Genomic DNA, 25422 nt, shown 5'->3' with positions numbered 1-25422 from the left:
GGCCGGGGCCGGGCCGCGGCGTCCGGGCCCGGTCAGCGGGCGTCCAGGCTCCCGTCGCCGGCGGGCAGGTTGCCGTCACCGGCGGGCTGCCGGTCCGCGACGTCGTGGAGGGCCCGCGGGTCGCGGCGCTTGAGCACCTGGTAGCCGACCACCAGCAGTACGGCCCAGCACGGGAAGACGAACAGCGAGATCCGGTTGTCCCGGTCCAGGCCGATCAGCACCACGACCAGGGCGAGGAAGGCGAGCGCGGCCCAGCTGACCCAGGCGCCGCCGGGCGCCTTGAAGGTGGGCCCCGGCAGGTGGCCGGCCCGCCAGGCCCGGCGGTAGCGGATCTGGGAGATCAGGATCATCGCCCAGGTCCACAGGCCGCAGACCGTGGCGACCGAGGTGATGTACTCGAACGCCCGCGCCGGGACGATGCCGTTGAGCACCACGCCGATCCCCATCAGCAGACAGGAGACGGTGATCGCGAAGGCCGGGGTGCGGCGGGAGTTGAGCCTGGTGAGCCGTCCCGGGGCCTGACCGCGCAGCGCGAGGTCGCGCAGCATGCGGCCGGTGGAGTACATCCCGGAGTTGCAGGAGGAGAGCGCGGCGGTGAGCACCACGAAGTTGATGATGCCGGCCGCCGCCGGGATGCCGATCTTGCCGAAGGCGGCGACGAACGGGCTGACGCCGGGCCGGAATTCGGTCCACGGCACGAGCGAGAGGATGACCACCAGCGCGCCGATGTAGAACAGCATGATCCGCCAGGGCAGGGTGTTGATGGCCCGCGGCAGGGTCTTCTCGGGGTTCTCGCTCTCGCCCGCGGTGACGCCGACGAGTTCGACGCCCAGGTAGGCGAACATGACGATCTGAAGGGTCATCACGGTGGAGCCGATGCCCTGGGGGAAGAAGCCGCCGTCCTGCCAGAGGTGGCCGAGCGACGCGGTGTCACCGGCCTTGCTGAAGCCGAGGGTCAGCACCCCGACGCCGATCAGGATCATGCCGATGATGGCGGTGACCTTGACCATGGAGAACCAGAACTCGATCTCGCCGAACAGCTTCACCGAGATCAGGTTGGCCGCGTAGAGCAGGACCAGGAAGGTCAGCGCACTGACCCACTGCGGTATGTCGGGCGCCCAGAACCGCACGTAGACGGCGGCGGCGGTGGTCTCCGCCATGCCGGTGACGACCCAGAACAGCCAGTACGTCCAGCCGGTCACATAGCCGGCGAAGGGGCCGAGGAACTCCCGGGCGTACTCGGCGAAGCTGCCGGAGACCGGTCGGTAGGTGAGCAGTTCGCCGAGCGCCCGCATGATCACGAAGATCACCAGGCCGGCGACGGCGTAGGAGAGGATCAGGCTCGGGCCGGAGCGGGAGATCGCGGTGCCGGCGCCGAGGAACAGGCCGGTGCCGATCGCTCCGCCGATCGCGATCATCTGGATCTGGCGGCTGCCGAGCCCGCGCTCGTAGCCTTCGCCGTCCGCCGCGCTGTCGACCCTTTCGTCGTACAACTTCTCGGCCACTGTGCACCGTCCTGGTCGGTCTCGGGGGTGGAGAAGTCGTACCACGCGAAGTTCGGACAGCGGTGTCCATCTGAGCGTTATTTGAGCATGACCTGGTATGGTTTGCCCGATTTTCATAAGAAATGCCCCGGCCAATCGTCCACATTCTGGACGAAACGGCCGGGGCTTGCCCGGAATCGGGCAGGATCACTCCCCCAAGAGACGGATCCGCTCGGACTCAGTCCGCCATGGCCTCCAACAGCGACTCCTGCAGCGCCCCCAGCCACAGGTACGCCATCACCAGCGGCTTGCGCTCGTCGCCGTCCGGCAGCTCGTAGAGGCCGTCATCGTCGTCCTCGGTGACCTCCAGCCGGACGCCGACGGCCAGCCGCAGGTCGTTCAGCGCGCCCAGCCAGCGCTGACAGTCGGGCACCGCCAGCTTGAGCACCCCGCCGTCGCCGAGGCCGTCCAGCGCCCGGACCACGAACAGCGCGTCGTCCCGCTTGCGGGCCCGCAGGTCCAGCTCGGTGAAGCGGCGGAACTCGCCGGACGCGACCCTGGCCTCCTCGTCCTCCGGCTTCCCCGGGTCGCCGTAGGCGTCCGGGAAGAGCCGGGCCAGCGCCGGGTCGGCGGGAGCCTCGGTCGGGCCCTCGGCGAACAGCGCGGCCAAGGGGTCGTCACCCTCCCCGCCCGGGCCCGGGCCGATCAGCTCCAGCAACTGCACTTCCAGCGAGCGCAGGATGGAGGCCTCCCACTCGTCCAGCGCGATCGCCGCGCCGCCACCGCCGGCACTCTCGAACAACCCAGCCATCTGTATCGGTCAGCCCGTCTTCGTCGTCTTCGGTCGTACGGCCGGCGGTCCGGCACCCGTCGGGCCGGCCCCGGCCGCCTGTGCGCCGGTCGCTCCGGCGCCGGTCGGTCCGGCGTCAGTCGTGCTGCAGCGTCGCCCAGAGGCCGTAGCCGTGCATCGCCTGGACGTCGCGCTCCATCTCCTCGCGGGAACCGCTGGAGACCACCGCCCGGCCCTTGGTGTGGACGTCCATCATCAGCTTCCGGGCCTTGTCCTTCGGATAGCCGAAGTAGGCCTGGAAGACGTACTGGACGTAGCTCATCAGATTGACCGGGTCGTTGTGCACGATGGTCACCCAGGGCGTGTCCGGCTCGGTCACCGGCACCCCCTCGACCTCCGGGCGCTCGATCTCCACGGGCGCGACGCTCAAGCCGGGTCCTCCTCGCTGCACAGTCGTCCGTAACCCCTCATGCCCCATGCTGCCATCCGGGGGACACCCCGGCGATTCCGGCCCGGCACGCTCGCCGAGAAATCGTCACTCTGACGCTAAGTGGTAGTAGCATCATCCGTATGGACGCCACTTCCGTGCGCGCGGCCGGCTCGACCGCGCTGCTCACCGACCGCTATGAGCTCACCATGCTGCAGGCCGCCCTGCGCAGCGGGGCCGCGCACCGCCGCTCCGTCTTCGAGGTCTTCACCCGCCGCCTGCCGAGCGGCCGCCGATACGGCGTCATGGCCGGCACCGGTCGGGTCCTGGACGCCGTCGAGAACTTCCGCTTCACCACCCCCCAGCTGGACTGGCTCGCCGACCAGGACGTGGTCGACGAGACCACCCTGCGCTTCCTCGCCGACTACCGCTTCCGCGGCGACATCCACGGCTACCCCGAGGGCGAGGTCTACTTCCCCGGCTCGCCGCTGCTCACCGTCGAGGGCAGCTTCGCCGAGGCCGTGATCCTGGAGACGGTGATCCTCTCGATCCTCAACCACGACTCGGCCATCGCCGCCGCCGCCTCCCGGATGACCGCCGCCGCCGGCGGCCGCCCGGTGATCGAGATGGGCGCCCGCCGCGCCCACGAGCACGCCGCCGTCGCCGCCGCCCGAGCGGCCTACGTGGCCGGCTTCGCCGCCACCTCCGACCTGGAGGCCGGCTTCACCCACGGCATCCCGACCACCGGCACCGCTGCCCACGCCTTCACCCTGGTGCACGACAGCGAACGGGACGCCTTCACGGCGCAGATCGCCTCCATGGGCAAGGGCACCACGCTGCTGGTCGACACCTTCGACCTGCGCGAGGCCGTGCGCACCGCCGTCGAGGTGGCCGGCCCCGAACTGGGCGCCGTCCGGATCGACTCCGGCGACCTCACCCTGCTGGCCCACCGGGTCCGCCGCCAGCTGGACGAGCTCGGCGCCGACCGGACCAGGATCATCGTCACCTCGGACCTCGACGAGTACGCGATCGCCGCCCTGGCCGCCGCACCGGTGGACGGCTACGGCGTCGGCACCAGCCTGGTCACCGGCAGCGGCCACCCGACCTGCGCGATGGTCTACAAGCTGGTCGCCCGCGCCGAGACCGAGGGCGGACCGATGGTGCCGGTCGCCAAGCGCGCGGCCGGCGGCAAGACCAGCATCGGCGGCCGCAAGTGGGCGGCCCGCCGGCCCGACGCCGACGGCGTCGCCGAGGCCGAGGTGGTCGGCACCGGACCCGTCCCGGACGGGCTGCGCCCGCACCTGATGCAGGTGCCGCTGGTGCTCGACGGCGAGACCGTCGGCCGGGAGCCGCTGAGCGCCGCCCGCGAACGGCACGTGCGCGCCCGCGCCGCCCTGCCGCTGTCGGCCACCCAACTGTCCAAGGGCGACCCGGTGCTGCCGACCGAACTGGTCCTGCCCGCCGGGCCGGCCCACTGACCGGAGCCCGGGGCCGGACCGGCCCACCGGACCGGCCCCGGGGGCTTCCGCCCCCGCGCGCCACTCCCTACAGTCGACCGTAGAGTTCCCCGAGTTCCCCCGGAGCTCCCCGAGTACCCCCCGCGCCCGCAGCGGCCGGGCCGCGTACTCCCGAGGACTCCCCCCACCGGGGCGCCGCCTCCCGCGGGCCCCCGAGATCCGAGGATGCGAGCCATGCACCGGGCACTGATCGTCGTCGACGTGCAGAACGACTTCTGCGAGGGCGGCAGCCTGGCCGTCGCCGGCGGCGCCGAGGTGGCCGCCGCCATCACCGACCTGATCGCCGAGTCCTCCCCCGGCTACCACCACATCCTCGCCACCCGCGACCACCACATCGACCCGGGCGCCCACTTCTCCGCCGAGCCGGACTACGTCGACAGCTGGCCGCCGCACTGCGTGGCCGGCACCGAGGGCGTGGGCTTCCACCCCAACTTCGCACCCGCCGTCATCTCCGGCGCGGTCGAGGCGGTCTTCGACAAGGGCGCCCACTCGGCGGCGTACAGCGGCTTCGAGGGGCTGGACGAGAACAACCGCGGTCCGGTGGAGTGGCTGCGCGAGCGGCAGGTCGACCAGGTCGACGTGGTCGGCATCGCCACCGACCACTGCGTCCGGGCGACCGCGCTGGACGCGGCCCGCGCGGGCTTCACCACCCGGGTGCTGCTGGACCTCACCGCCGGGGTCGCCGCGGAGACCACCGCCGCCGCGCTGGCGGAGCTGCGGGCGGCCGGGGTCGAGCTGGTCGGCACACCGCTGGTCCGTCCGTAGCGGCTCCCCGGGCCGCTCAGACCACCAGCAGCTCCACCACGTCCGTCCCGCCGGCCCGGTACGCCTCGCACAGTTCGCCGCCGACCGCGTCCGGGTCGGCGGCCAGCCGGGCCCCGCAGACGTACACCACGCGGACGCCCAGGTACTCCATCCGGTGCTGGCCGCCGCGCACCCAGGCGGCCTCGCCCTCGCTCACGCAGCGCAGCTCCGAGTCCACCTCCACCGCGACGCCCCGCTCCGGCCAGTAGAGGTCCGGGACGGCGATGTACGTACCGCCGCGCATCCGCAGCTCGGGGGCGCTCAGCGGCGCCGGCAGCAGCCACTCGTCCACCAGGCTCCCCAGCCGCTCCAGCACCAAATCCCGCTCGGTGGCCAGCAGTTCGTCCAGCGCGGCATGCACGCGCGGCTCGCAGGTCAACCCGGAGTCGGTCAGCTCGGCCACCAACTCCCGCACCGTGCAGTGGTTGCCGGGCAGAGCGAGGGCCTCCCTCAGCACCTCGCGCACCGGAGCCGGGCCGCCCGACGGCTCCGCCGTCCACTCGACCAGCGCGTCGGCCACCGCCCGGGCCACCGGCGCACAGGCCAGCCCGTGCACCGAGCGGGCCACCAACTCCCGTTCGGTGCGGCGGATCCGGACCTCACCGACGTCCTTCAGCCGGCGCTGCCGGGGCACCAGGACGTCCACCCCCGTCACCGCGGGCAGCCGGGGCACGACGGTGAAGCCGTACAGCGCCAGCGCGGCCGTGCCGGTGATCACCGCACCCTCCCCGCGACCCTCCTCGCGACCGTTCTGCGCGGCGTACAGCAGCGCGGCCCACATCCGCTGCTCGGGGGTGGGCTCGGCGGCCTGCAGCAGGTAGACCCTGGGCAGCATCCGCTGCCAGGGGCCGCCCCGGCGGCAGTGCTCGGTGATGATCCGGGCCGGCACGCCCCGGGCGCGCAACTGGCTCGCGGTGACGACGTTCTGCTGACGCTTCGCCAGCTCCTCCAGGGACGGCGGCGGCGTCGGAATCCGGTAGCTCATGCCGACACCATCCCCAACCCCCGGGACCCGCGACCGGGCCCCTGACGCACTGTTACCCAACCGTCGCGAAACCGGGATCAGCCCGCACTAAAGTCCTCATACCCTCACTCATTTGGAGTAATTGACGCTCATCAGGTTGTCATATGTGATCGAAAACGATCGTCGACCTGGTCGCCTGACCCAGAGTGATCAAAGGCATACGGCGAGGGATGCCCAAGGCGTCAATCCCGCCCCGGGGATTGCCTAGGCTTACGTCATGTCACGTGACGAGACCGCCGGCCTCCGCGCGGCCCAGCTCCGCCTCGGCCGCCTGCCCGGATACGTCCGCCGCCCGGACCCCGCCCGCCGCAGCGGCGAAAAGGGCCATACGTACAAGAAGGGCTGGGAGGTCCGCTTCACCGCCCGCAGTGAAGCCGAGATAGCAGAGATCCGCGACCTCGTGGTCGCCGCCGGGTTCGCCCCGGCCAGGCCCTTCTTCAAGGGCCATCAGCTCATCCAGCCCGTCTACGGCATGGCCGCCGTACAGGCCTACCTGGCCGCTAGACAGGCTGCCGAGGAACACGCCGCCCGGGCCGCGCTCGGCCGCCGACGACGGGCCCCGGACCAGCCCGCCGGGGAGCACGCCCCCGGAGCCGTCACGGGCGGCGGGCGCACCCCGGGGCCGCACACCCCGGGGACGCACGGCTCCGGGGCGCTCTCCGCCGGTCCGCACGCCTCAGGGGTGCTCTCCGTCGGTCCGCACGCCTCCGCAACGCACGGCACCGGGACGCACGCCTCCGCAACGCACGGCTCCGGGACGCACGCCGCAGGCGCCGCGCACCGGCACGAGCGCGAGGAGGCCGCCGCCGGAGCAGCCGCGGCGGCTGCGGCCGCGGCAGCGGCAGTGGCACAGGCCGCCCGGCGACGGGCCGTCGAAGCCTTCCCGACCCAGGTCGAGCGGGACACCGCCGTCGACCGGATCACCCCCGCGGAGGCCCGTACGACCTCCTGACCGGCGGTCGCTCCGCCCTCCCGCCCCGGCCGGCCCCGTTCGGACCGGTCCCGTTCAGGCCGGTCCCGTTCAGGCCGCCGGGGCGCGGTCGATGTGCCCGACGGCGCCCGGCCGCCACGGAACCGCCCCGACGCGCGGCCGAGTGCCCGGCCCGCCGCATCGGCCGCCCTCCGCATCCGCACCGCACCCACTCCGCGCACGCCGTCAACGCCGTCAACACCACGCGCACGACCGTCACCGTGATGACGACCGTGTCCCCGTCCGTGGTGATCTCCGCGACGATCGTGAGTGCGGTTGTGCGGGTGGTTGTGCGGGCGCAGGTTCGCGCCCTGAGCGTGGACGCCAGCCTCCTCAGGCCCTACGGTGTCACATCAACTGCCTTGCAGCCACAGCCGTCCTACACGCTCTGACCAGCTGCGACACGCTCGCACCTACGAGTCCCCCGCCACTGCGCAGTACTGCCCCGCCGGCCCTCGCCGGCCACCTTCCCGGCCGTCCCGCCGCCGCGCCGCACCCGGTCGCCACCGGAACCGGCCTGGCGGCGGCGGGTTCCGGGCATTCCATCGGATTGGTCACCCAGCGCACCGAGGGCCTACCGTAGAGTGAGCACAGATGATCGACCGTCAGAAACCCATCTCCCTTTCCGAGAAGCCGAGATGACCAACCGTCACGAGAGTTCCGCCGAGCCGCCCCCGGGGCCCGGCGAGCCGGCGGACGTACCACTGGAGTTCACCGCGTTCTGCGAACTCCACCGCCCCCGGTACCTCAGCTATGCGCGCGTGTGGCTGACCGAGCACGCCGCCGCGGCCATCGCCGTCCAGCAGGCCTTCGCGGAAATCGCGGTGCACTGGCGGGAGTTGATGGGCAGCTCCAACCCGACCGCGCACGCCTGGGAAATCCTGCGGGGCACCGTCGCCGAGCACACCCGCCGGGTGACCGCCGACCCGGACCGGCACCCGGCCGAGGACGACCTGGCGATCCTGCACTACGTCGTCGGCCTCGCCGCCCCCGAAATCGCCGACGTCATCGGCACCGACGCCGCCAGCGTAGCCGGACGGCTGCGCCGCACCATGCTGCGCGAGGCCTCCGGCTGGTGACCCCGCGCCCCCGCCGCCGCCCCCGGTCCGGCCTCAGACCCGTTCGCCCGTCACGTCGAACAGATGGTGCACCGGGTCGTGGATCAGGTACCGGGCGAACGACTCGACCGTGAACCGCGCCCCGTCACTGCGGTTCCCGGTCCGCCCCCACTGCTCGCCGGCCACCCTCTCGAAGGCCCCGGCAAGCCTCTCCGCGGCCTCCGCCAGCTCCCCGGCCACCACCTTCGGGTCCTGCTCCCCGTAGCGCTCTGCGACAGCCGTGTCGTCCTGGTCCCAGTTCGGGAACAGCGGGTCCTCCCGGTCCAGCATCAGGCCCAGCCGGACCTCGAACAGCCGGAAGACGTCCCGGACGTGGCACGCGTACTCCAGGTCCGACCACACCCCCGCGGCGGGCCTGCGGCACAGTCCGTCCACCTCCCCCGCCAGCACCGTCAGCCAGCCCTCCGCATTGGCCCGGACCATCCCGGCAACGTCCTCCCGGACCACCCGCGGAGTATCCAACCCGCAGTCGGGACACGGGCGTTCCAACACCCAGGTCCAGTCCTTGGTGTCCGGGACGATCCCGGCGTCGGTGCTGTCGGTGGCGGCGATCGACGTGCTCTCGACCGGCGTGCTCTCAGAAGTGCTCATGGGCCCAGCATCTCCACCACCCGACAGGCCCCACCAGTGGCAATGACGCCAGCGATCGCCGAAATGCTGCCACCCCCGGCGTACTCACCGGCGCATTCCCACATCACGCGCCCCCATCCCCGCGCGCACTCCAGCCCGGTGCGCACCCGCACGACCGGGATCAAACACGTGGACGAACCAGAAACCGGCCCGCCATCCTGGACACCATGACCGCCGACACCACCAACCTCGCCAACCTCGCCGCCCTCGCCGTGAAACCCACCCTGCACGGCCCCACCATCCGGCTCGTCCCCCTCGACGAACGGCACACCGACCCGATGTGGGAACTCTGCACCGACAAGACGACCAACCGGCTCACCGGCACCCGCACCACCTTCACCCGCGACCGGATCCACCAGTGGTGCGCCACCCGCCCCGACCAGCCCGACCGCCTCGACCTCGCCGTCGAGGACCCCACCACCGGCCGCTTCCTCGGCGAAACCGCCCTCACCGACGTCGACCCCGACAACTCCTCCGCCGGCTTCCGGATCGCCCTCACCCCGGACAGCACAGGCCGCGGCATCGGCACCGAGACCACCCTCCTGGTCCTGCGCCACGCCTTCGAAACCATCCGCCTCAACCGCGTCCACCTCGAAGTCTTCGAGTACAACGAACGCGCCGCCCACGCCTACCGCAAATCCGGCTTCACCCTCGAAGGCCGCTCCCGCCAAGCCCACCACTGGGACAACCGCTACTGGGACATCCTCCAGATGGCCGCCCTACGCGACGAATGGCTCGCCACTCACTGAAACGACCCCCCACCAGCCGCCCCCCGCCGCCGCGCCCGCACCACGAGCGCCACGACGCCACCGACCACCAACACCAAACCCCCGGCCGCCACCCCCACCACGACCCCCAACCCGCTCCCGCTGCTCCCGCCACCGTCCGCCCCCGGGGCGACAGCCTCCTCCGAAACCCCATCCGTCGGATCGTCCACCGGTGGCGCTCCCTGCGACTCCTTCCGCCCCACCAGCGGATTCTCCCGAGGCCCGTTGTCCACGGCAGGATTCGCCTCCAACGCCTTCGCCGGCGCCAGAACCCCGAACCCGTACCGGTCACTCGGCACCGCCGAACCGTCCGCCGGAGGAGTGGCCGTCTTGATCATCCGATTGACCACCTGCCCCGCCGACAGGTTCGGGTACTTCGCCCTGATCAACGCCGCAGTGGCGGACACGTAGGCGACACCATCGGACGTCCCCTGGCTGATGCCGTAGCTCGACGTGGACTTCGCCGACGAGTGGTAGATCTCAACGCCGGGAGCCGCCAGAGTGGTCTCGGGCCCTGGAGTCGCCTTCTCCCACAGCCTCCCCTGCTCGTCAACTGCTGTCACAGCGACGACACCAGGGAAGGCAGCTGGGTACTCCACTGTCTTGCCGTCGCCGTTCCCGGCCGCCGCTACGAGCACGACGTCCTTGGATACTGCGTACTTGATCGCATCGCGTGCCTGTGAATCAAACCGCGAGTACCCGCCGAGCGACATGTTGATGACCTTGGCGCCCTTGTCGGTTGCATACCGAACAGCGAGCGCGATGTCCGACTGGTCTAGGTTCGGAGACTCCCCATTGATCCTGATACGCACCGGAAGAATCCTGGCCTTCGGCGCAAGGCCCATCACCCCGGCCCGATCTCCGTGACCGTGCCCGGCAATGATGCTGGCGATCCCGGTGCCGTGGCCGAGGTCGTCCACCCGGCCGTCGGTCTTCGCACCGGAGAAGTCGGCTCCTGGCAGGACCTGCCCCGTCAGGTCCTGGTGATCCTGCATCACCCCGCTGTCCACCACCGCAACGACGACGCCCTCCCCCTGACCCTGCGGCCAGACCTTGTTCTCGACGTCAAAGGAACGGAGAACCCATTGCGAGTCCCGTACTTGATCAGCCACTCCCGGAGTAGCAGCCATTCCCCAGAGCAAGGTCCCAGCAGTCAGCACACCAGCAACGCGTACCAGTCGGCCACTCGACACGTTCAACCCCAGTCAGCAAGGCGCCCCTAGGCTCTCCGTCCTGAGGGACAACAGATCCGCCAGTCCGCACGTCGGCGGAGATCGATCATTCCACCACGTTCGGATTGGCTTTCCTGTCCGGCTCCCATGTCTCGGCATCCTCCACGAGGTAGTCGGGACGCTTGCCGTCCTTCCTCTTGCCGGCCCCTCCGCGTCGAGCATCCCCTGCACCCATCACAGGGCCCATTCCACCCGCCGTGCCGGGCAATGGCTCCGTCCTGACCCGGTTGCGGGCTCCGAGTCCCGAGCCCCCCTCGGTGAACGCCTGTCGGCCGCCCTCGCGACCGACCGTACGACCACCGCCTTCGGCGACACCGCCGGTCTTCCCCGAGCCACTTCCCCCGGAACGTGCGTCCGACGCGGCCCGGCCCCCCTGCTCGATACGGCCGCCCACCACATCACTCGAACCGAAAGGCCGCCCGGAGCGCGGAGCCGGGCCGACCACCTCCCCGTCCTTACCGGCCATGCTCTTGGGTCCGGAGCCCCCGACGATCTCACCGATTGCTCGGCCCGGCATGCCGACGACCGGCCCCGGGGCCCCGTTCGGTGAACCGGGGCCACCGCCGGCCGCACCGGGAAGCCCGGTGGTGGAAGGCGTGGTCACCGACGTGTTCGGGGTCGTCATGACAGACGTGCCGTTGATCCCTGTGCCAGGTCCGGTGCTGCTCCCCGGACCGGCCGCCGGCTTGTTCGAGGCTGCGGAGCCGACCGGCACTGCCGACGGAAGTGGCTTGGGCGTCGCTTGTGCGGTGCCTCCCTTGATCCCCGCGTCGGTCGGCGCGGTTGCACTCACCGCGTTGGACCTCGGGGTAGCCGATCGACCTGACGCCCGCCCGGCCGTGGTCCCGGAACCGCCCTTAACCGCAGGCCCCAACCGGTCTCCCGTGGCCATCATCCCGGCCATCACGGCCCCTGCCGCCGCAGCCGAACCACTCGGATCATCGGGGTTCGTGACATCGCGGTCCTGGCCTCGAACCGGGTCCGTCGGCGGCCTCTTCGCATCCAGTGGCGGCGGGGGCTTCAGGGCCGGGGTGGCGATGCGGTAGTGCATGGCGAGGGTTTGCATGATGGCGGCCGCTTCGGCCTTCTTGCGGTCGGCGAGGGGGAGGTGTTCGTCGTCGTCGCCGAAGAGGGCGTCGCCGACGGTGTCCTTGACCTTGTCCCAGTTGCCGGGTTCCTCGGGCATGTCGCGCTTGGCCTTGGCCATGGCTTCGGAGGCGGTGTGGAGGATGTTGGCGGCGTCGTTGGCGTAGGCGGCGGCGTTGTTGATGCTGGCGGCCAGGGTGAGCATGCGGGTGTGGAAGGCGTCGCTGGTGCTGCCTTCCCAGGAGGTGGCGGCTTCGGTGCTGGCTTTGGTGAGGGTCTGGCGGATCTGTTTGAGGGTGTCGGCGGCCTTGCGCCAGGGGTCTCCGGCGGCCATCACCGCGCCGGGGTCGAGGGCCTGTGCCATCGTGCGGAGCTGGGCGTGGCTGTATTTGGTGAAGTCGGTGTAGACCACGGGCGGTCGGCCTCCGTTCGGTCCGGGCGGGCGGCGGTCAGATGGTGGCGTTGCCGCGGGTGGACGGGGTGAGGTTCTGCTGGGCCGCAGCCTGGCTGCCGGCGGAGGGGTGGGCGACGGACCAGCCGTCGTCGCCGAGTTTGAGTTTCGCGGCGGCGTGCTGGTCCTGCTCCTCGTAGTTGGTGGCGGTGAGGTCGGCCTTCTGCTGGGCCTCGTTCACGGCTTCCTGGAGCTGGTTGAGGACGTCGCGCAGCGCGTCCCGCATGGTGCCGTAGCGGCCGTGGATCTCGGTGGCTTCGGCGAAGGTGCCGAAGGCGTTCTTGCCGATGCCGCTGCGGCCGTGGGTGTCGCTGCCGTCGGCGTGTTTCTGGAAGTCGGCGAGCAGCAGCCGTACTTGGCCGGCGAAGGCGCGGAGTTGTTCGACTTCGATGCGGTAGCCCTGTCCGGCTCCGCCGGTCGATCCGGTACCGGTGGTCCCTGATCCCATTTCGGCGCCTCCCCCGTGCGTCCGTCCCTGGCGGTCGGGGCCGGGCCCCGGTGTCCCATGTCTAACACACCGGGCCCGAATCCCGCCCGGGGCTTGGTCAGTTCGCGGTCGTCCCGGCCTGTTGGGCGTCGGCGAGGGCGCGTCGGCAGAGCGAGTCGGCGTGCCGGGTGGTTTCGGGGAGGCGGTAGTGGCGGGCGAGTTGGAGGGTGGTGCGGACGGCGGTGTCGAGGCCGGTGCGGTGGCCGACGGAGACGAAGACGGGTTTCACGCCTTCTCTGGTGCGGACGGCGCGGCCGACCTCCTCGCCGGTGGCGGGGTCGGTGAGCGGGGTCCAGGAGCCGCGGGGCGCGTCGGGTTCGTGGTGGTCGAAGGTGAAGGGGGTCTTGGCGACGCCGAGGGTGCGCAGTCCGGTGAGGACGCCGAGGTGACTGGCGAGGCCGAGGCGGCGGGGGTGGGCGAGGCCGTAGCCGTCGCAGACGACGAGGTCGGGGGTGCGGGTGAGTGCGGCCAGTGCGTCGAGGACGGCGGGGAGTTCGCGGAAGGCGAGGAGTCCGGGGATGTACGGGAAGGCGATCCGGCCGACGGCGGTGGTCTGTTCGACGACGGCGAGGGTGTCGCGGTCGAGCAGGACGGCCGCGGCGGCGACGAGGTCGTGGTCGTCGTCGTAGGCGACGTCCACGCCGGCGACGAGAGCGTCGGGGCCCGGGTTGCCGGGGCCCTTGTCGTCGTGGGCCTGGACGAGCGGGCGCAGCCGCTCCTGTTCGGCGAGTGCCTCGGCCTCGGTGGTGGGCCAGTCGGCGGGGATGGGCATGGTCGGTTCCCCCGGGTGCGATGGTGTGCGGCGGTGCGTGGTGTCGACGGGTTTCGCCTCACCGTACCGACCGGGCCGGACGACCCCGGGGTGAGCCCGTGCGCCCCCTGTGCCCCCGCGTTCGGGGGCTAGCCTGGACGTACCCGTCTCCCCGCGGGGTAGGACTGCTGGAACCCGGCTCCATTCCCGCCCGTTTCCCCCGACGTGCGAAGGACCTCCGCCATGCCGCGCCCCTCCGTCGCCCAGGTCTGCCTCGGCTCGTTCACCGTCGTCGCCACCACGGTGGTGCTGCTGGCCGTTTCGGGTGCTTCGGGCGTCCTCGCGGTCGCGGTGCTGGTGGGGTTCGCGCTGGTGCTCGGCACCGTGGTGACGGTGCTTTCGATGTCCGCCGCCACCGCGAGGGCCGCCGCGAAAGCCGCCACCGCCAGGGCCGCCGCCGTGGAGGACGCGACCGTGGAGACGGGCGCCGCGGCCCCGGCGCGGGCGCCCCGCCCCGCTGCGGCCGCCACCGGGCACGCGTACGCCCGGCAGCGCTGATCCGCCGCCGGGCGCCGGTGCGTCCTGCGCCGCCGCTCAGACCTCCGTGGTGACCACCACGGTCTTCGCGGCCTTGTCGTGCAGGCATTGCCGGTAGGGCTTGTCGAAGACGCCGAAGAACCCGTCGATGATCCACCAGAGCGCGGCGCAGCAGAGCACGGCCGGGAGGATGAAGACGGCTGCGCGGGTCCAGGCGGCGGCCGGGGTCGGTTTGTTCCCGTCGACGAGCATGGCGACGCGGACCTTCGTCGCCTTCTTGCCGAGGGTCTGGCCGTCCCGGCTGAGCATCAGGGCCTCGTAGACGAGGTAGATGGCGCAGCCGAGCCAGAACGCCTCGGTGGAACCGTTGCGCGTGCCGAGGTCGACGAAGGGCCCCACGATGATCACGGCGACGGCCTGCACCAGGAGGTAGTCGATCAGTCGGGCGAGGATCCGTTTGGGCCAGGTGCCGAGCGGCGGCATGCCGGGGATGGGGCCGGCGCCGGGGGTGCCGTACGCGCCGGGGCCGTAGCCGTGGCCGTACCCGGGCGGCGTCCGGTCGTACGGGGGTTGGCCGTACGGGCTCTGACCTGGGGTCGGCTCGCCGTACGGGCTTCCGCCGTAGCTGCCCTGGTAGGCGCCGGGGCCGCCGGACGGCTCGTGGGACGGCTCGTGGGGCGGCTCGTTGGACGGGGTCGGGCCCGACGGCTCGCCTTCCGGCGTGCCGCCGCCCGACTGCGGGGGCTGCTTGTCGAAGGAGGGCTTGCCGCCCCCCTCCGGCTGGGGGCCTGAGGGGTCGTGGGTGCTCATGACCCCGAGTAGAACATCACACATTCTCGATGTTTGGGACATTTTGCCTGTTTTGCACTGGCCCCTACCGGCCCTCAGCCGCGCACCACCCGGGTGCGGGCCACGCGGTCCTGCCACCCCCGCCGCGCCGTCCGGTCGAACACCGGCCAGACCAGGCCGAGCAGCAGCACCGTGCCGAGTTGCCGCACCGCCCACCGGAGGAGCGAGCGGCCGAGGCTCAGTCTGGTCCGGCCGGCCGGGGAGGCGGTGTCCACCACGCGGATCCGGGCCAGCCGCTTGCCGAAGGTCTGGCCGGTGCGGGCGACCGGCAGCACCTCGTAGAACAGGCTGACGAAGAGCAGGATGCCGATCAGGACGGCGATCTTGCCCAGCACCACGTCGTCCACCAGCCAGACCTGGATCTGACGCCGGCTGAGGGCGCTGGCCATCCGGGCCTGGTCGACCTTCTGCTGGAGGTGGTCGGTCACCGAGCGGCCGAGCGGAATCCCGGCGGCGACCGCGACCACCAGCAGCACGGCGGTGTCCACCGTCCGCGCCGCCAGGCGGCGGCCGAGGCCGGCCGGCACGGCGACTCGGGCGGTACGGGCCGTCCGGGCGGTACGGGCGACGCCGGCCGCCCGGGAGGACGCGGTGGCAGCGGTGGCGGCGGCGGACGGGCGGGGCTGGACGGCGGTCTCCCGCACCGTCCGTACGGCGGGCAGCGGGGCGGCGGCGGCCGTGGTCCCGGCGGTCGCGGCGACCGCAGCCACCGGCTTCGAGGCGACCGCAGCCGGGGCCGCAGCCGGGGACTGGACTGGGGCCGGCATCGCCTTCTCCCCGAGCACCGGCACCGGGCCCGAGGCCAGGACGGCCGGCACCGGGCCCGAGGCCAGGACGGCCGGCACCGGCGTCTCCCGCACGGTCACCGCCGCGGCGGGAGCGCCGGTCGCGGGCAGTTCGACGGCAACCGGAGCGCGCTCGGGCTCCGCACCCCCCTCCTTCGCATCGAGCGCCTCCGGAAGCACCCCCCAGGAGACCCAACGCGGGGCGTCGCCCGTCTCCATCAGGCCCGGCTGCGCCCGGGGATCGGCCTGCCACCCGGACTCCCCGACCACGGGCGCCGGGGCCGAACCCGAATCCCGACCCAGGGCCGCGCCCATCCCCTGGACCGCCTCGGGCACCGCACCGACGGCCACCGGCCCCTCCAGGGGCCCTGGCAGCCCGGCGCCGACGAAGCCCGACGGCGCCACCGGCGAAACCCCCGACGAGACGCCCGACGGAACCCCCGGCCCGTCGACCGTCCGGAACACCGGCCCGCCGATCACCTCCGCCACCCGCGGCCCGAGCACGAAGGACGCCCCGCCCGAGGTCTGGTCGAAGTACACCGGCCCGGTGTCACCCCCACCCGCGGGCGGCCCGATCCGGACCTCCGCCACCGCCCCCGACACCACCGCCCCCGACACCACCGGCTCCGGGGCCATCCGCTCCGGGGCCACCGGCTCCGGAGCCGCTGCCACCTCCGGGACCCCGGCCGGCTCCGGGACCACCGGCACCACCGGCGGCCGCACCGGCCGCACCGCCGCACCGCCCGGGGCGGACCGCCGCGTCGCGTACCGGGGCGGCTGCAGCACCTCGCCCCCGGCGGGCGCGGGCCGGCTGGTGCCGGGCACCCAGGCCGAGCCGCCCCAGTACCGGACGAAGCCGGGGATGGAGGGGTCGGGGTAGTAGCCGGGCTCGGGTGCGACGGCCGGGTCGCCGTCGGCGGCGAAGGGGCGGTCCGTCATGGGGGTCTTCTTTCCTGGCAGGTCCTGACGAGGACGGCGCGGACCGACCGGGCCCGACCACCGCAGACGCGTCCACGCGCGCGCACGACCCGGCGCGCGCCCTGCGCTCGGCGCGCGTGGGGGCGCCACCGATGGGCGGACAGTCGCCGGACAGTCACAAAGGGTAGTACCTCACCGAAGCCGTGACGGAAAGTTCGCGATTCCCCGGACAGCAGGGGGTAGCTCAAGGTAGGGAACCCAGCGCACGACGTTTGCTCGCGCGCCGTGCCACCCGCTGTTCACCACCCTCACCAAACTTCCCGAAGAAATCCCGGAAACGTGTGTAAGAGCCGGTGCGGACCGCCCTCTCAAAGGTCACAGGGGCCCGGAACCGGGCACCGCCCGAAGGCAGAGAGGAAGACGATCATGGAGCGTCCCGTCAGCGTCGTCGAGCACGAGCTGGAGCTCAACCTGGTGCTCTCGCCGGAGCACAGCGTCCCCGTCCCGGCCCGGCTGTCCTACGGCAGCCACGACCCGTACGCGGTGTACATCACCTTCCACCTGGACACCGGTTCGCCGGTGACCTGGGTGTTCGCCCGCGAGCTGCTGGTCGAGGGCACCTTCCGCCCGTGCGGCCAGGGTGACGTGCGGATCTGGCCGACCCGCTCGGGTCGGCGCAGCGTGCTCTGTCTGGCACTGAGCTCGCCCGCCGGGGACGCCCTGCTGGAGGCCCCGCTGCCGGCCGTCGCGGCCTGGCTGGAGCGGGCGCACCGGCTGGTTCCGCCGGGCAGCGAGCTGGCCGCGCTGGACATGGACGGCTCGCTCGCCGAACTGCTCGCCTAGGCATGCGCCGCAGCGTGCACCGGCTCGTACACCGGCATCAGCATCAGCACCCGGACGAACACCCCCAGGAACGCGACCACGCCCGCAAGGACGAACGGCGGCAACGGGAGCCGGGAAGCAGGAGCGGCGCCCCCGCCGGCTCAGCGGGCCGCGGGGGCCTGCTGACGATCGCGGGCGGTGTCCGGCCCTCCGGCGTCCCGCTGTCCGGGCAGCCGGACCAGCGGCGCGCCGGCCGAACGCCGTCGGGCCCTTATCCGGACGGCGGCGGCGAGCAGGAAGCAGAGTCCGACCCACGGATAGACCGAGGTCGGCAGCTGGCGCCACGGTGACATGTCGAGGACGGCCAGGCCGACCGGCTTCGCGGCCCACATCGCGAAGGACAGGAACGCGACCAGCGTGGCCCAGAAGACGACCCGCCAGCGCAGCCGGCGGACGCCGGCCGGGCGGGCGTGCTCGACCGAGGCCTCGGCGGCGAGCAGGACGAGCATCGGCACGCACCAGACCCAGTGGTGGGTCCAGCTGATCGGCGAGATCAGGACGGCGGTGACGGCCGCGCAGCAGACGCCCCAGGCCTCGGCCCGGGGCAGCCAGCGGCCGCTGCGCGCGGCCCAGGCGGAGACCGCGAGGCCCGCCAGCGCGATCAGGCCGGCCCCGAGGGTGGCGACGGTGCCGGGATCGGCGCTGTGCAGCAGGCGGGCGAAGGCGCCGCGCATCGACTGGTTGTCGACAATCCAGGTCTTGCCGACCCGGGAGGAGTCGTAGAGGTACTTGGTCCAGAAGCCCCAGGTGGCGTCCGGCAGGACCAGCGCGCCGAGCAGGAAGGTGCCGAGGAAGGTGAGGCCCGCCACGAAGGCGGCCCGGATCCGACCGGTGATCAGCAGGTAGACCGCGAACAGGCCGGGGGTGAGCTTGATGCCGGCGGCGATGCCGATCGCCACGCCCTTGCTCCGCCGCCCGTCCGCACGGGTGAGGTCCCAGAGGATCAGGCAGGCCAGCGCGAGGTTGATCTGGCCGTAGCGGAGCGTGGTGAAGACCGGTTCGAGCCAGACCCCGAGGCCGGTCGCCAGGATCACGCCGATCGGCCGCAGCTCGCGGCGCGGCCAGCCGACCAGCTTGAAGGACAGGTGGGTCAGCAGGGCGAGCAGCCCGACGTTGCCGAGAGTGATCGCGACCCGGAGGAAGGGCACCGGGAACCAGGTGGTCGGGACGAACAGCATCGCCGCGAACGGCGGGTACGTCGCGGGCAGGTTCCACTCGGTGACGCGCAGCGCGTACAGGTCGGTGCCGTTGGCCACGGCGGCGCCCTCGGCCCGGTAGACGATCATGTCCACCATCGAGGTGTGGACGAAGTGGCGGACCACCGCGTACACCAGCAGGGACAGCAGCGCCACGGCGGAGGCCGCCAGCAGCGGACGCCGGGGAGCCTCGCGCAACGCCCGGACGGGGGCGCCGAGGGCCCGGCGCAGCCGGTCCGACAGGGGGGCGGGCGAGGGGTCGGGTGCGGTCCGCACCGGGCTGCGCTCGTCTTGCACCGCTGTCACTGTCCACTCCGTCCACGGCTCGGCCAACCAGCGACGATACCGGATGCCGTCCGAACGGAATCGGACACGATCAACTACTCAGTGTGACAAAGCGGCTCTGACCGGCCGCACTCCGGCGCGGGCGGAGCGCGAACGGCCGGAACCCGAACGGCCTGAACCGGGACCGCGGGAACCGGGACGGCCTGAACCCTGACGGCGGGAACCCGGACGGCGGTCGCCCCTCACCTCTGGAACAGCGCACCCCGGCTCCGCCGCCGTCCGCCCCGCGCGGGCTCCGCCTCCTGGGGCCCGGTGCGCAGCCGCAGCCGGGTCTCGGCGCCGCCGAGCACCGCGGAGCGGCCGAGCGCGACGTCCCCGCCGGTGGACTCGGCGAGCTTGCGGACGATGTCCAGGCCGAGGCCGGTGGAGCCCTCGCCGCCGTGCCCCTCGCCGCGCTTGAGGGCGGCGGCCGGGTCGCTGTACCCCGGCCCGGCGTCGCCGACCAGCACGATCACCGAGCAGTCGCTGGCGAGCACGTCCACCGAGAAGGCGGTCCCGACGGAGGTGTGCCGGAAGACGTTGCCGAGCAGCGCGTCGACGGCGGCCGCGAGGTCCCCGCGCTGGACGGGCACCGGCGCCGCCCGCTCGGCGCCGGCCAGCTGCCAGCGGCGCCCCTCGTCCTCGGCGAGCGCCGACCAGAAGGCGACCCGTTCCCGGATCACCTCGGCGGCGTCGCAGCCGACGGCGACGGCGGGCGCGTCCTCGGGGGCGCGGCGGGCCGAGCGGATGATCTGGTCGACCTCGCGCTCCAGCTGGGCGACCGCGTGCCGGGTGGCGTCGGCCGCGTCTCCCTCGCCGAGCGAGGCGGCGTTGAGCCGCAGCACGGTCAGCGGGGTGCGCAGCCGGTGCGACAGGTCGGCGGCCAGTTCCCGTTCCGCAGCGAGGAGTTGGACCACCCGGTCGGCCATGGTGTTGAACGCGTGGCCGGCCTCGCGCAGTTCCTCGGGGCTGCCCTCGACCTGCTTGCCCTCCACCGGGACCCGCACGGAGAGGTTCCCGGCGCCGAGCGAGCGGGCGGCGGCGGCGAGCTTGCGCGCGGAGGCGACGATGCGGCTGCCCATCCGGTCGGCGACCAGCACCGAGATGGCGACCAGGCCGAGTGCCACGGCGGAGAGCACCTGCCAGGCCGTGGCGACGCCGCGGGTGAGGTCGCTCTCGGCCACGAACACCTCGACCACCGCGGTCCGCCCGGTGTCCACCGCGACGGGCTGGAGCAGGGCGTACCCGCCGGGCACCTTCACGGTGAAGGAGCGGCCCTGCCCGCCGGCCGTGGCCACGTCGGCCGTGGTGGCGCGCCCCTCCCCCAGCATCGGGCCCCCGGGCTCGCCGGTCCCGGCGGCCGCCGTCCCGGGGCCGCCTCCGCCCGGCCCGGCTCCGTCGCCCTCGACGGCGTGGGCCACGTCGCCGCCGCCTCCGCCCCCGCCGCTCCCGCCGCCGGCTCCACTCCCGCCGCCGCCACCCGCCCCGGCGGGCTGCCCGGCCGCCGGAAGGTGCACCGCCATCCGCCCCTGCCCGCCGGCGTCCGTACTGGCCAGCGCCCGGGTGATCGCGTCCTCGTCGGTGGTGATCGCCAGGGCCGGCCCGAGCGCCGCGGCCTGCCGCTCGGCGGCGGTGAAAGCCCGGTCCCGTGCGGTCTGCTGGACCATCAGTCCGAGCGGGATCAGGAAGGCCAGCGCGACCATGGTGGTCCCGGCGACGGCGGCCTTGATCAGGGCCCAGCGCAGCGAGCGCCCGAACCGCCTCATGTCCGGTGCTCCGCCGCGCCCCCGACGGCTTCCAGCCGGACCCCGACGCCCCGGACGGTGTGCAGGTAGCGGGGGTTGGAGGCGGTCTCGCCGAGCTTGCGGCGCAGCCAGGAGAGGTGGACGTCGATGGTCTGGTCGCCGCCGTAGGTCTGCTGCCAGACCTCGGCGAGGATCTCCTTGCGGGGCACCACCACGCCGGGCCGGGCCGCCAGGAAGGCCAGCAGGTCGAACTCACGGCGGGTCAGGTCGAGCGGGCTCCCGTCCAGCGCGGCCTCCCGCCGCTGGAGGTCGATGGCCAGTCCGCCGACCCGCAGCACCTGGGCGACGGGCGCCGCGCCGCTGCCGAAGCGGCGCAGCACGGCGGTCATCCGGGCGCTGAGGTGCTCCCCGGAGAAAGGTTTCACCAAGTAGTCGTCGGCGCCGTCGTTGAGCAGCCGGATGATCTCGGCCTCGTCGTCCCGGGCGGTGGAGATGATCACCGGCACATTGGTCAGGCCCCGGATCATCTTGAGCGCCTCGCTGCCGTCCAGGTCGGGCAGTCCGAGGTCGAGGATCACCAGGTCGCAGCCGACCTGGGCGACCTCCCGCAGCGCCTCCAGAGCCGTGCCCACGCTGCGGACCGCGTGACCGGTGTCGGTCAGGTGGCGGATGAGGGCGGAGCGTACGAAGGGGTCGTCCTCGACCACGAGCACTGTTGCCATGGGCCTGCACGGTACGCCATCGCCGGTCAGTGGTCTGTACCTCGGGGGTGGGTCCGGACATTGTGCAACTGCCCTGCCGAATACCGGGGGTGCCGGTCTCCATCCGTTTGGAAATACGGCAGGATGTGCGGACGATGCGGAACGGACTGGTACAGCTCGGCGCCTGGGCGGCGGCCACCGGGGCGGCGGTGGCGCTGTCCTGGCTCGGCGTGCACGCGGTGCTGACCGGCGCCGCGTTCGAGCAGCCCACGGCGATCGCGCTGCCCTCCCCGAAGGCCGAGGGCACGCCGCACTCCGCGCCCGCCACGCCGGACCAGCCGCGCTCCACCGCACCGTCCACGCCCCCTTCCCCGGCGGCCTCCCCGACCACCACCGCTGCCGCCACCACCGCCCCGCACGGCCCGGCTCCCGCCGGCACCGCCGCGTCGCCCGGCCGCCGGCCCGCCCCCACCGCCGCCGCGACGTCCACGGTGAAGAGCTACCCGATCCCCGGCGGCAAGGTCGCGCTGGACCTGAAGCCGGACCGGGCCACCCTGGTGTCCGCCGCCCCGGACCCGGGCTGGCAGATGCAGGTGTGGACCGACGGCCAGTGGCTGCGGGTCGACTTCACCCGCGGCGACGAGGCCAACTCGGTCTTCGCCTCCTGGAACGGCCACGCGCCGATCGTGGAGACCGTGGTCCGCTGACGCGCGGACCCCGACGCCCCGACACCCCGACACCCCGTCAGGCGACGGGCGGCGGCACCCCCGGCCGTCGCACCGCGAGCGGTCGGACAGCGGACGGTCGCACGGGGGGCGCCGTCAGAAACCGTCGCACGGCACGTACCCCGGCAGGTACGGCCCCACGTACCCCGCCCGGTCCACCAGCGTGTGCCTGGTCCCGCCCGGCACGCCGATGGTGGCCAGCACCACCGCGCCGTAGTCGTCCCGCGCCTCGTAGGGCTCGGCCAGCGACAGCGCGCCCCGGTCCACCGCGTAGTCGTAGGCGTAGTAGACGTCCGGCACGCTCACCGTGAGGTCCAGCACCCCGTCCCCGTACCGGTCGAGGTACGCGGTCAGCTCCCGGCCGCGCGGGCCGGTGGTCCGCACCGGGGAGGTGAGCACGATCCGCGTGCCCGGCGCGGCGAGCACGTACGAGAGGGTCTCCGGGTCCCCGGTCATCGGCCCGGCGTACGCGGTACAGCGCAGCCCGAGCGCGGCGCAGTAGCGGCGGGCCGCCCGCTCGGCGTCGGCGACCGCGAAGACCACCGCGTCGGCGCGGCCCATCGGCAGCGGCCCCTCCTCCGCGGGGTCCGGTGCGAGGCCGGCCCCGAACAGGACGGGTTCGGCGGCGGTGTCGGTCATGACTGCCCTCCCGGTAGGCGTACGGACCATCCTGGCCGTCCCGGGCACCGGGGGTGGGGCCCTGCGCACGGGGGTGTGGCTGGAGGGTGGCGCCGGTCCGACCTGCGCGCAACTGTTCCGTTTCCTCCTGGTCAAGCTGTGCCCCGGAACGGGAGAATCGGCCGCGCCGCTGTACAGAATGCCCACCACAGGACGGTGCCGTCGATGCCCCCCGCTCACGTCCCGAGCTCCCCCGGCTCGCCCAACTCCGCCGCTCCGCAGGGATCTTCCGCCGCCCCGCAAGGCCCGTCCGCCGCCCCGGCGGGCAGCACCAACGACACCATCGACATCCTGGACGGCCGGCTGATCCGGCTGCTCGCCGAGGAGCCCCGGATCGGGGTGCTGGAGTGCTCGCGCCGGCTGCAGGTCGCCCGGGGCACCGTGCAGGCCCGGCTGGACCGGCTCCAGGCCAAGGGCGTGATCGGCGGTTTCGGCCCAGAGGTGGACCCGGCGGCGATCGGCTACCCGGTGACGGCCTTCGCCACGCTGGAGATCTCCCAGGGCCAGGGCGCGGACGTGCGGGCGCACTTGGCGAGCGTGCCGGAGGTGCTGGAGCTGCACACCATCACCGGGATCGGGGACATGCTGGTGCGGATCGTGGCCCGGTCCAACGCCGATCTGCAGCGGGTGATCGACCGGGTGCTGGGCTTCGACGGGATCGTCCGCTCGTCCACGGCGATCGTGCTGGAGAACCCGGTGCCGTACCGGATCCTGCCGCTGGTCGACCAGGCCGCCGCCGAGTAGGAGGATCGGATCGGTCCGACGCGCCGATTCGGGCATATGCGTGAGGCGCCGACGGCCGCAAGATTTCTGTATGAACGTTCTACTACCTCTCGCGCCGCCCTCCGGTCCGCTGATACCCGCGGCAGCCGCGCCCCGCGCCGGGTCGGCCCCGGCATGACGAACGCGGTCGCGGCCGTCGGTACCGCCCCCACCCTCATCGCCTCCGCCCAGCGCGCCCTGCGCCTGCTGGAGGCGGCCGCCCGCTACCCCAAGGGCGCCACCGCCAAGCAGCTCGCCCGGGACACCGATCTCGCCCTGGGCACCGCCTACCACCTGCTGCGCACCCTGGTGCACGACCACTACCTGGAACGCCGCAGCGGGCTCTACCGGACCGGCCCCGCGGTCGCCGGGCTGATCCGGGACGACGGCCCGGCGACCGGCCGGGCCCGGCTCCGGACGCTGCTGGGCGTGCTCGCCGACGAACTGTCCGCCGCCGTCTACTTCACCTGGTACCGGCACGGCGAGGTGGAACTGGTCGAGGCCGCCGAGGCCCCCGGCGCGCCGCTGGTCGACCGGCACGACTTTCGGTCCGGCGCGCACGCCCACGCGGCCGGCAAGACCCTGCTGGCCCTGATGACGGCCGAGGAGCGCCGGGCCCACCTGGCCCGCCACCCGATGGTGCCGTTCACCCCGTACACCCTGCGGGACCCGGCCTGCCTGCCGCTGCTGCCGCGCCAGGGCCCGCGGCGGGCCGTCCCGATCACCCAGTTCCAGGAGTACGCGCTCGGCACGGCGGGTGCGGCGGTACCGGTCGTCGCGGGCACCGGCATCGGCGCGATCTCGGTCTCCCTGCCGATGGCCCAGGCCCACCGGCTGGCCGGGATCGCCGCCCGGCTGAGCACCCGGGTGGGCGAGGACTTCGCCGAGATGGCCTTCGGGATCTGACCCCGCCGACCGGGCCGGCCCCGTGCGGGAGGGGCGGCGCCCGGTCAGCAGGAGGGGACGCTGCCGCCGCTCCTCAGCGCCTGGAGGGCCGAGACCGACTCGGCGAGGGTGCCGACCGGCACCAGGCGCAGCGACGCCGGGGTGTTCACCTTGGCGTCCGCGCACTCGTCCTTGGGCAGCAGGAACACCGTCGCGCCGTCCCGGGCGGCCGCCTGCGTCTTCAGCGGGACGCCGCCGACCGGGCCGACGGTGCCGTCCTTGTCGATGGTGCCGGTGCCGGCGACGGTGAGCCCGCCGGTGAGGTCGCCGCCCTTGCCGTCGCCGGCCAGCTTGTCGACGATGCCCAGCGCCAGCATCTGGCCGGCGCTCGGCCCACCGACCTCGCCCAGGTCGACCTTGACCTTCACCTGGTCCGGCGACAGGTGGAGGTAGCCCAGCGCGGCCGCGGTGGCGGCGTCCTGCGACTCGGCCATCTGCTGGGCGGTCGCCTCGTCGGCCTTCACCGGGTTGCTCTCCGGGTAGACCGTCTCGGTCGGGCGCACCGCCTCCTTGGGGTCGAACCACGCCTGCAGCGAGCGCCAGAAGGTGTTCTTCTGCCCCGGGTTGGTCGCCGTGATGGTGACCATCCGCAGCTCGCCCTCGGTGGTGCGCAGCGGCGCCCCGGTGATGGTGAGCACCGGCTTGCCCTGGTACGAGCCCAGCGTGTCCGCGGTCAGGCCCGGCCAGGTGAGGGTGTACGGCAGCGGAACGAAGGCGGCCACGCCGAACAGCGCGGTGACCAGCACCCCGCACAGCGCGAGCGCGCGGGTCCGCGGGGTGGTGAGGGCCTTGGGGAGCTTGGTGTCGGACACAAGGGGAATCCAAACACACCCGACA

Annotated in this window: 26 protein-coding genes; 10 read left to right on the top strand and 16 right to left on the bottom strand. The window is 73.2% G+C overall.

Going from position 1 to position 25422, the window contains the following annotated elements:
- Positions 1-32: 32 nt before the first annotated feature.
- From ACFVUY_RS25115 to clpS, 3 genes are all read right to left on the bottom strand, one after another.
- On the bottom strand, positions 33-1418 hold the full coding sequence (locus ACFVUY_RS25115) for an amino acid permease (RefSeq protein WP_387733650.1): 1386 nt from the start codon (positions 1416-1418) through the stop codon (positions 33-35).
- Positions 1419-1722: 304 nt separating this feature from the next.
- Complete coding sequence (locus tag ACFVUY_RS25110) at positions 1723-2295, bottom strand: DUF2017 domain-containing protein (protein WP_387694856.1); 573 nt, start codon at positions 2293-2295, stop codon at positions 1723-1725.
- Between the two features lie 115 nt (positions 2296-2410).
- Complete coding sequence (gene clpS / locus ACFVUY_RS25105; protein WP_049654313.1) at positions 2411-2704, bottom strand: ATP-dependent Clp protease adapter ClpS; 294 nt, start codon at positions 2702-2704, stop codon at positions 2411-2413.
- A 140-nt stretch (positions 2705-2844) separates the two neighbouring features.
- Here clpS and ACFVUY_RS25100 point away from each other — a divergent pair, with 140 nt between their 5' ends.
- Together ACFVUY_RS25100 and ACFVUY_RS25095 are read left to right on the top strand one after the other, a co-directional pair.
- Positions 2845-4179, top strand: coding sequence for a nicotinate phosphoribosyltransferase (locus ACFVUY_RS25100; RefSeq protein ID WP_387694857.1), 1335 nt, complete (start codon positions 2845-2847; stop codon positions 4177-4179).
- Between the two features lie 213 nt (positions 4180-4392).
- Complete coding sequence (locus tag ACFVUY_RS25095; RefSeq protein ID WP_387694858.1) at positions 4393-4983, top strand: isochorismatase family protein; 591 nt, start codon at positions 4393-4395, stop codon at positions 4981-4983.
- Between the two features lie 16 nt (positions 4984-4999).
- On the opposite strand, the gene ACFVUY_RS25090 is transcribed toward ACFVUY_RS25095, so the two are convergent.
- Positions 5000-6007 (bottom strand): hypothetical protein, encoded by a 1008-nt coding sequence (locus ACFVUY_RS25090; RefSeq protein ID WP_387733434.1) that lies wholly within the window; start codon positions 6005-6007, stop codon positions 5000-5002.
- A 256-nt stretch (positions 6008-6263) separates the two neighbouring features.
- On the opposite strand from ACFVUY_RS25090, the gene ACFVUY_RS25085 reads away from it, so the two are divergent.
- Both ACFVUY_RS25085 and ACFVUY_RS25080 read left to right on the top strand, forming a co-directional pair.
- Complete coding sequence (locus ACFVUY_RS25085) at positions 6264-6998, top strand: hypothetical protein (RefSeq protein ID WP_387733431.1); 735 nt, start codon at positions 6264-6266, stop codon at positions 6996-6998.
- A 656-nt stretch (positions 6999-7654) separates the two neighbouring features.
- Complete coding sequence (locus ACFVUY_RS25080; RefSeq protein ID WP_380545607.1) at positions 7655-8095, top strand: hypothetical protein; 441 nt, start codon at positions 7655-7657, stop codon at positions 8093-8095.
- Between the two features lie 33 nt (positions 8096-8128).
- On the opposite strand, the gene ACFVUY_RS25075 is transcribed toward ACFVUY_RS25080, so the two are convergent.
- Positions 8129-8725 (bottom strand): DinB family protein, encoded by a 597-nt coding sequence (locus tag ACFVUY_RS25075; protein WP_387733429.1) that lies wholly within the window; start codon positions 8723-8725, stop codon positions 8129-8131.
- A gap of 206 nt (positions 8726-8931) precedes the next feature.
- Between ACFVUY_RS25075 and ACFVUY_RS25070 the strand changes: the two genes are divergently transcribed.
- On the top strand, positions 8932-9513 hold the full coding sequence (locus tag ACFVUY_RS25070; protein WP_387733427.1) for a GNAT family N-acetyltransferase: 582 nt from the start codon (positions 8932-8934) through the stop codon (positions 9511-9513).
- Here the strand turns inward: ACFVUY_RS25070 and mycP are convergent.
- The 4 genes from mycP to ACFVUY_RS25050 all read right to left on the bottom strand — a co-directional run bounded on the left by mycP (position 9507) and on the right by ACFVUY_RS25050 (position 13559).
- Positions 9507-10643, bottom strand: coding sequence for a type VII secretion-associated serine protease mycosin (mycP, locus tag ACFVUY_RS25065; protein ID WP_387733424.1), 1137 nt, complete (start codon positions 10641-10643; stop codon positions 9507-9509). The genes ACFVUY_RS25070 and mycP overlap by 7 nt on opposite strands.
- 166 nt (positions 10644-10809) lie before the next feature.
- The gene (locus tag ACFVUY_RS25060) at positions 10810-12261 is read right to left on the bottom strand and encodes a hypothetical protein (RefSeq protein WP_387733422.1); all 1452 of its coding nucleotides are present in this window, start codon (positions 12259-12261) and stop codon (positions 10810-10812) included.
- A gap of 37 nt (positions 12262-12298) precedes the next feature.
- Positions 12299-12748: a hypothetical protein gene (locus ACFVUY_RS25055; RefSeq protein WP_387733420.1), complete on the bottom strand. Its 450-nt coding sequence runs from the start codon at positions 12746-12748 to the stop codon at positions 12299-12301.
- 97 nt (positions 12749-12845) lie between these two features.
- The gene (locus ACFVUY_RS25050) at positions 12846-13559 is read right to left on the bottom strand and encodes an endonuclease V (RefSeq protein WP_387694866.1); all 714 of its coding nucleotides are present in this window, start codon (positions 13557-13559) and stop codon (positions 12846-12848) included.
- Between the two features lie 222 nt (positions 13560-13781).
- Between ACFVUY_RS25050 and ACFVUY_RS25045 the strand changes: the two genes are divergently transcribed.
- Complete coding sequence (locus tag ACFVUY_RS25045; protein ID WP_387733417.1) at positions 13782-14096, top strand: hypothetical protein; 315 nt, start codon at positions 13782-13784, stop codon at positions 14094-14096.
- A gap of 36 nt (positions 14097-14132) precedes the next feature.
- Here the strand turns inward: ACFVUY_RS25045 and ACFVUY_RS25040 are convergent, their stop codons facing one another.
- Both ACFVUY_RS25040 and ACFVUY_RS25035 read right to left on the bottom strand, forming a co-directional pair.
- The gene (locus ACFVUY_RS25040; protein WP_387733414.1) at positions 14133-14885 is read right to left on the bottom strand and encodes an RDD family protein; all 753 of its coding nucleotides are present in this window, start codon (positions 14883-14885) and stop codon (positions 14133-14135) included.
- Positions 14886-14959: 74 nt separating this feature from the next.
- Positions 14960-16648, bottom strand: a complete 1689-nt coding sequence (locus ACFVUY_RS25035; protein WP_387733412.1) for an RDD family protein — start codon at positions 16646-16648, stop codon at positions 14960-14962.
- A 405-nt stretch (positions 16649-17053) separates the two neighbouring features.
- Between ACFVUY_RS25035 and ACFVUY_RS25030 the strand changes: the two genes are divergently transcribed.
- Entirely contained in the window at positions 17054-17470 is a 417-nt protein-coding gene (locus tag ACFVUY_RS25030; RefSeq protein ID WP_097237712.1) for an SsgA family sporulation/cell division regulator, read from the top strand.
- Between the two features lie 140 nt (positions 17471-17610).
- On the opposite strand, the gene ACFVUY_RS25025 is transcribed toward ACFVUY_RS25030, so the two are convergent.
- The 3 genes from ACFVUY_RS25025 to ACFVUY_RS25015 form a co-directional block, all read right to left on the bottom strand.
- Positions 17611-19011 (bottom strand): glycosyltransferase 87 family protein, encoded by a 1401-nt coding sequence (locus tag ACFVUY_RS25025; protein ID WP_387733410.1) that lies wholly within the window; start codon positions 19009-19011, stop codon positions 17611-17613.
- Positions 19012-19232: 221 nt separating this feature from the next.
- Complete coding sequence (locus tag ACFVUY_RS25020; protein WP_387733407.1) at positions 19233-20795, bottom strand: sensor histidine kinase; 1563 nt, start codon at positions 20793-20795, stop codon at positions 19233-19235.
- Positions 20792-21496: a response regulator transcription factor gene (locus tag ACFVUY_RS25015; protein WP_359904192.1), complete on the bottom strand. Its 705-nt coding sequence runs from the start codon at positions 21494-21496 to the stop codon at positions 20792-20794. Before ACFVUY_RS25015 ends, ACFVUY_RS25020 begins: the two co-directional genes overlap by 4 nt.
- Positions 21497-21630: 134 nt before the next feature.
- On the opposite strand from ACFVUY_RS25015, the gene ACFVUY_RS25010 reads away from it, so the two are divergent.
- Positions 21631-22182 carry a hypothetical protein gene (locus ACFVUY_RS25010; RefSeq protein ID WP_387733404.1) on the top strand — a complete coding sequence of 184 codons (552 nt, stop codon included), beginning with the start codon at positions 21631-21633 and terminating at the stop codon, positions 22180-22182.
- A gap of 114 nt (positions 22183-22296) precedes the next feature.
- On the opposite strand, the gene ACFVUY_RS25005 is transcribed toward ACFVUY_RS25010, so the two are convergent.
- A complete protein-coding gene (locus ACFVUY_RS25005) occupies positions 22297-22839 on the bottom strand; it encodes a VOC family protein (RefSeq protein ID WP_387733401.1) in 543 nt (180 codons plus the stop codon).
- 204 nt (positions 22840-23043) lie between these two features.
- On the opposite strand from ACFVUY_RS25005, the gene ACFVUY_RS25000 reads away from it, so the two are divergent.
- Together ACFVUY_RS25000 and ACFVUY_RS24995 are read left to right on the top strand one after the other, a co-directional pair.
- Positions 23044-23622 carry an Lrp/AsnC family transcriptional regulator gene (locus ACFVUY_RS25000; RefSeq protein WP_387694876.1) on the top strand — a complete coding sequence of 193 codons (579 nt, stop codon included), beginning with the start codon at positions 23044-23046 and terminating at the stop codon, positions 23620-23622.
- A 153-nt stretch (positions 23623-23775) separates the two neighbouring features.
- Positions 23776-24546 (top strand): IclR family transcriptional regulator, encoded by a 771-nt coding sequence (locus tag ACFVUY_RS24995; protein ID WP_387694877.1) that lies wholly within the window; start codon positions 23776-23778, stop codon positions 24544-24546.
- 44 nt (positions 24547-24590) lie between these two features.
- Here the strand turns inward: ACFVUY_RS24995 and ACFVUY_RS24990 are convergent, their stop codons facing one another.
- Positions 24591-25397: a S16 family serine protease gene (locus ACFVUY_RS24990; RefSeq protein ID WP_387694878.1), complete on the bottom strand. Its 807-nt coding sequence runs from the start codon at positions 25395-25397 to the stop codon at positions 24591-24593.
- Positions 25398-25422: the final 25 nt, after the last annotated feature.

This window comes from Kitasatospora sp. NPDC058063, from assembly GCF_042885395.1.
Taxonomy (GTDB): Bacteria; Actinomycetota; Actinomycetes; order Streptomycetales; family Streptomycetaceae; genus Kitasatospora; species Kitasatospora lactacystinica.
Note: the sequence above shows the minus strand (reverse complement) of the source record. Positions and strands in the feature narration are given on the sequence as shown.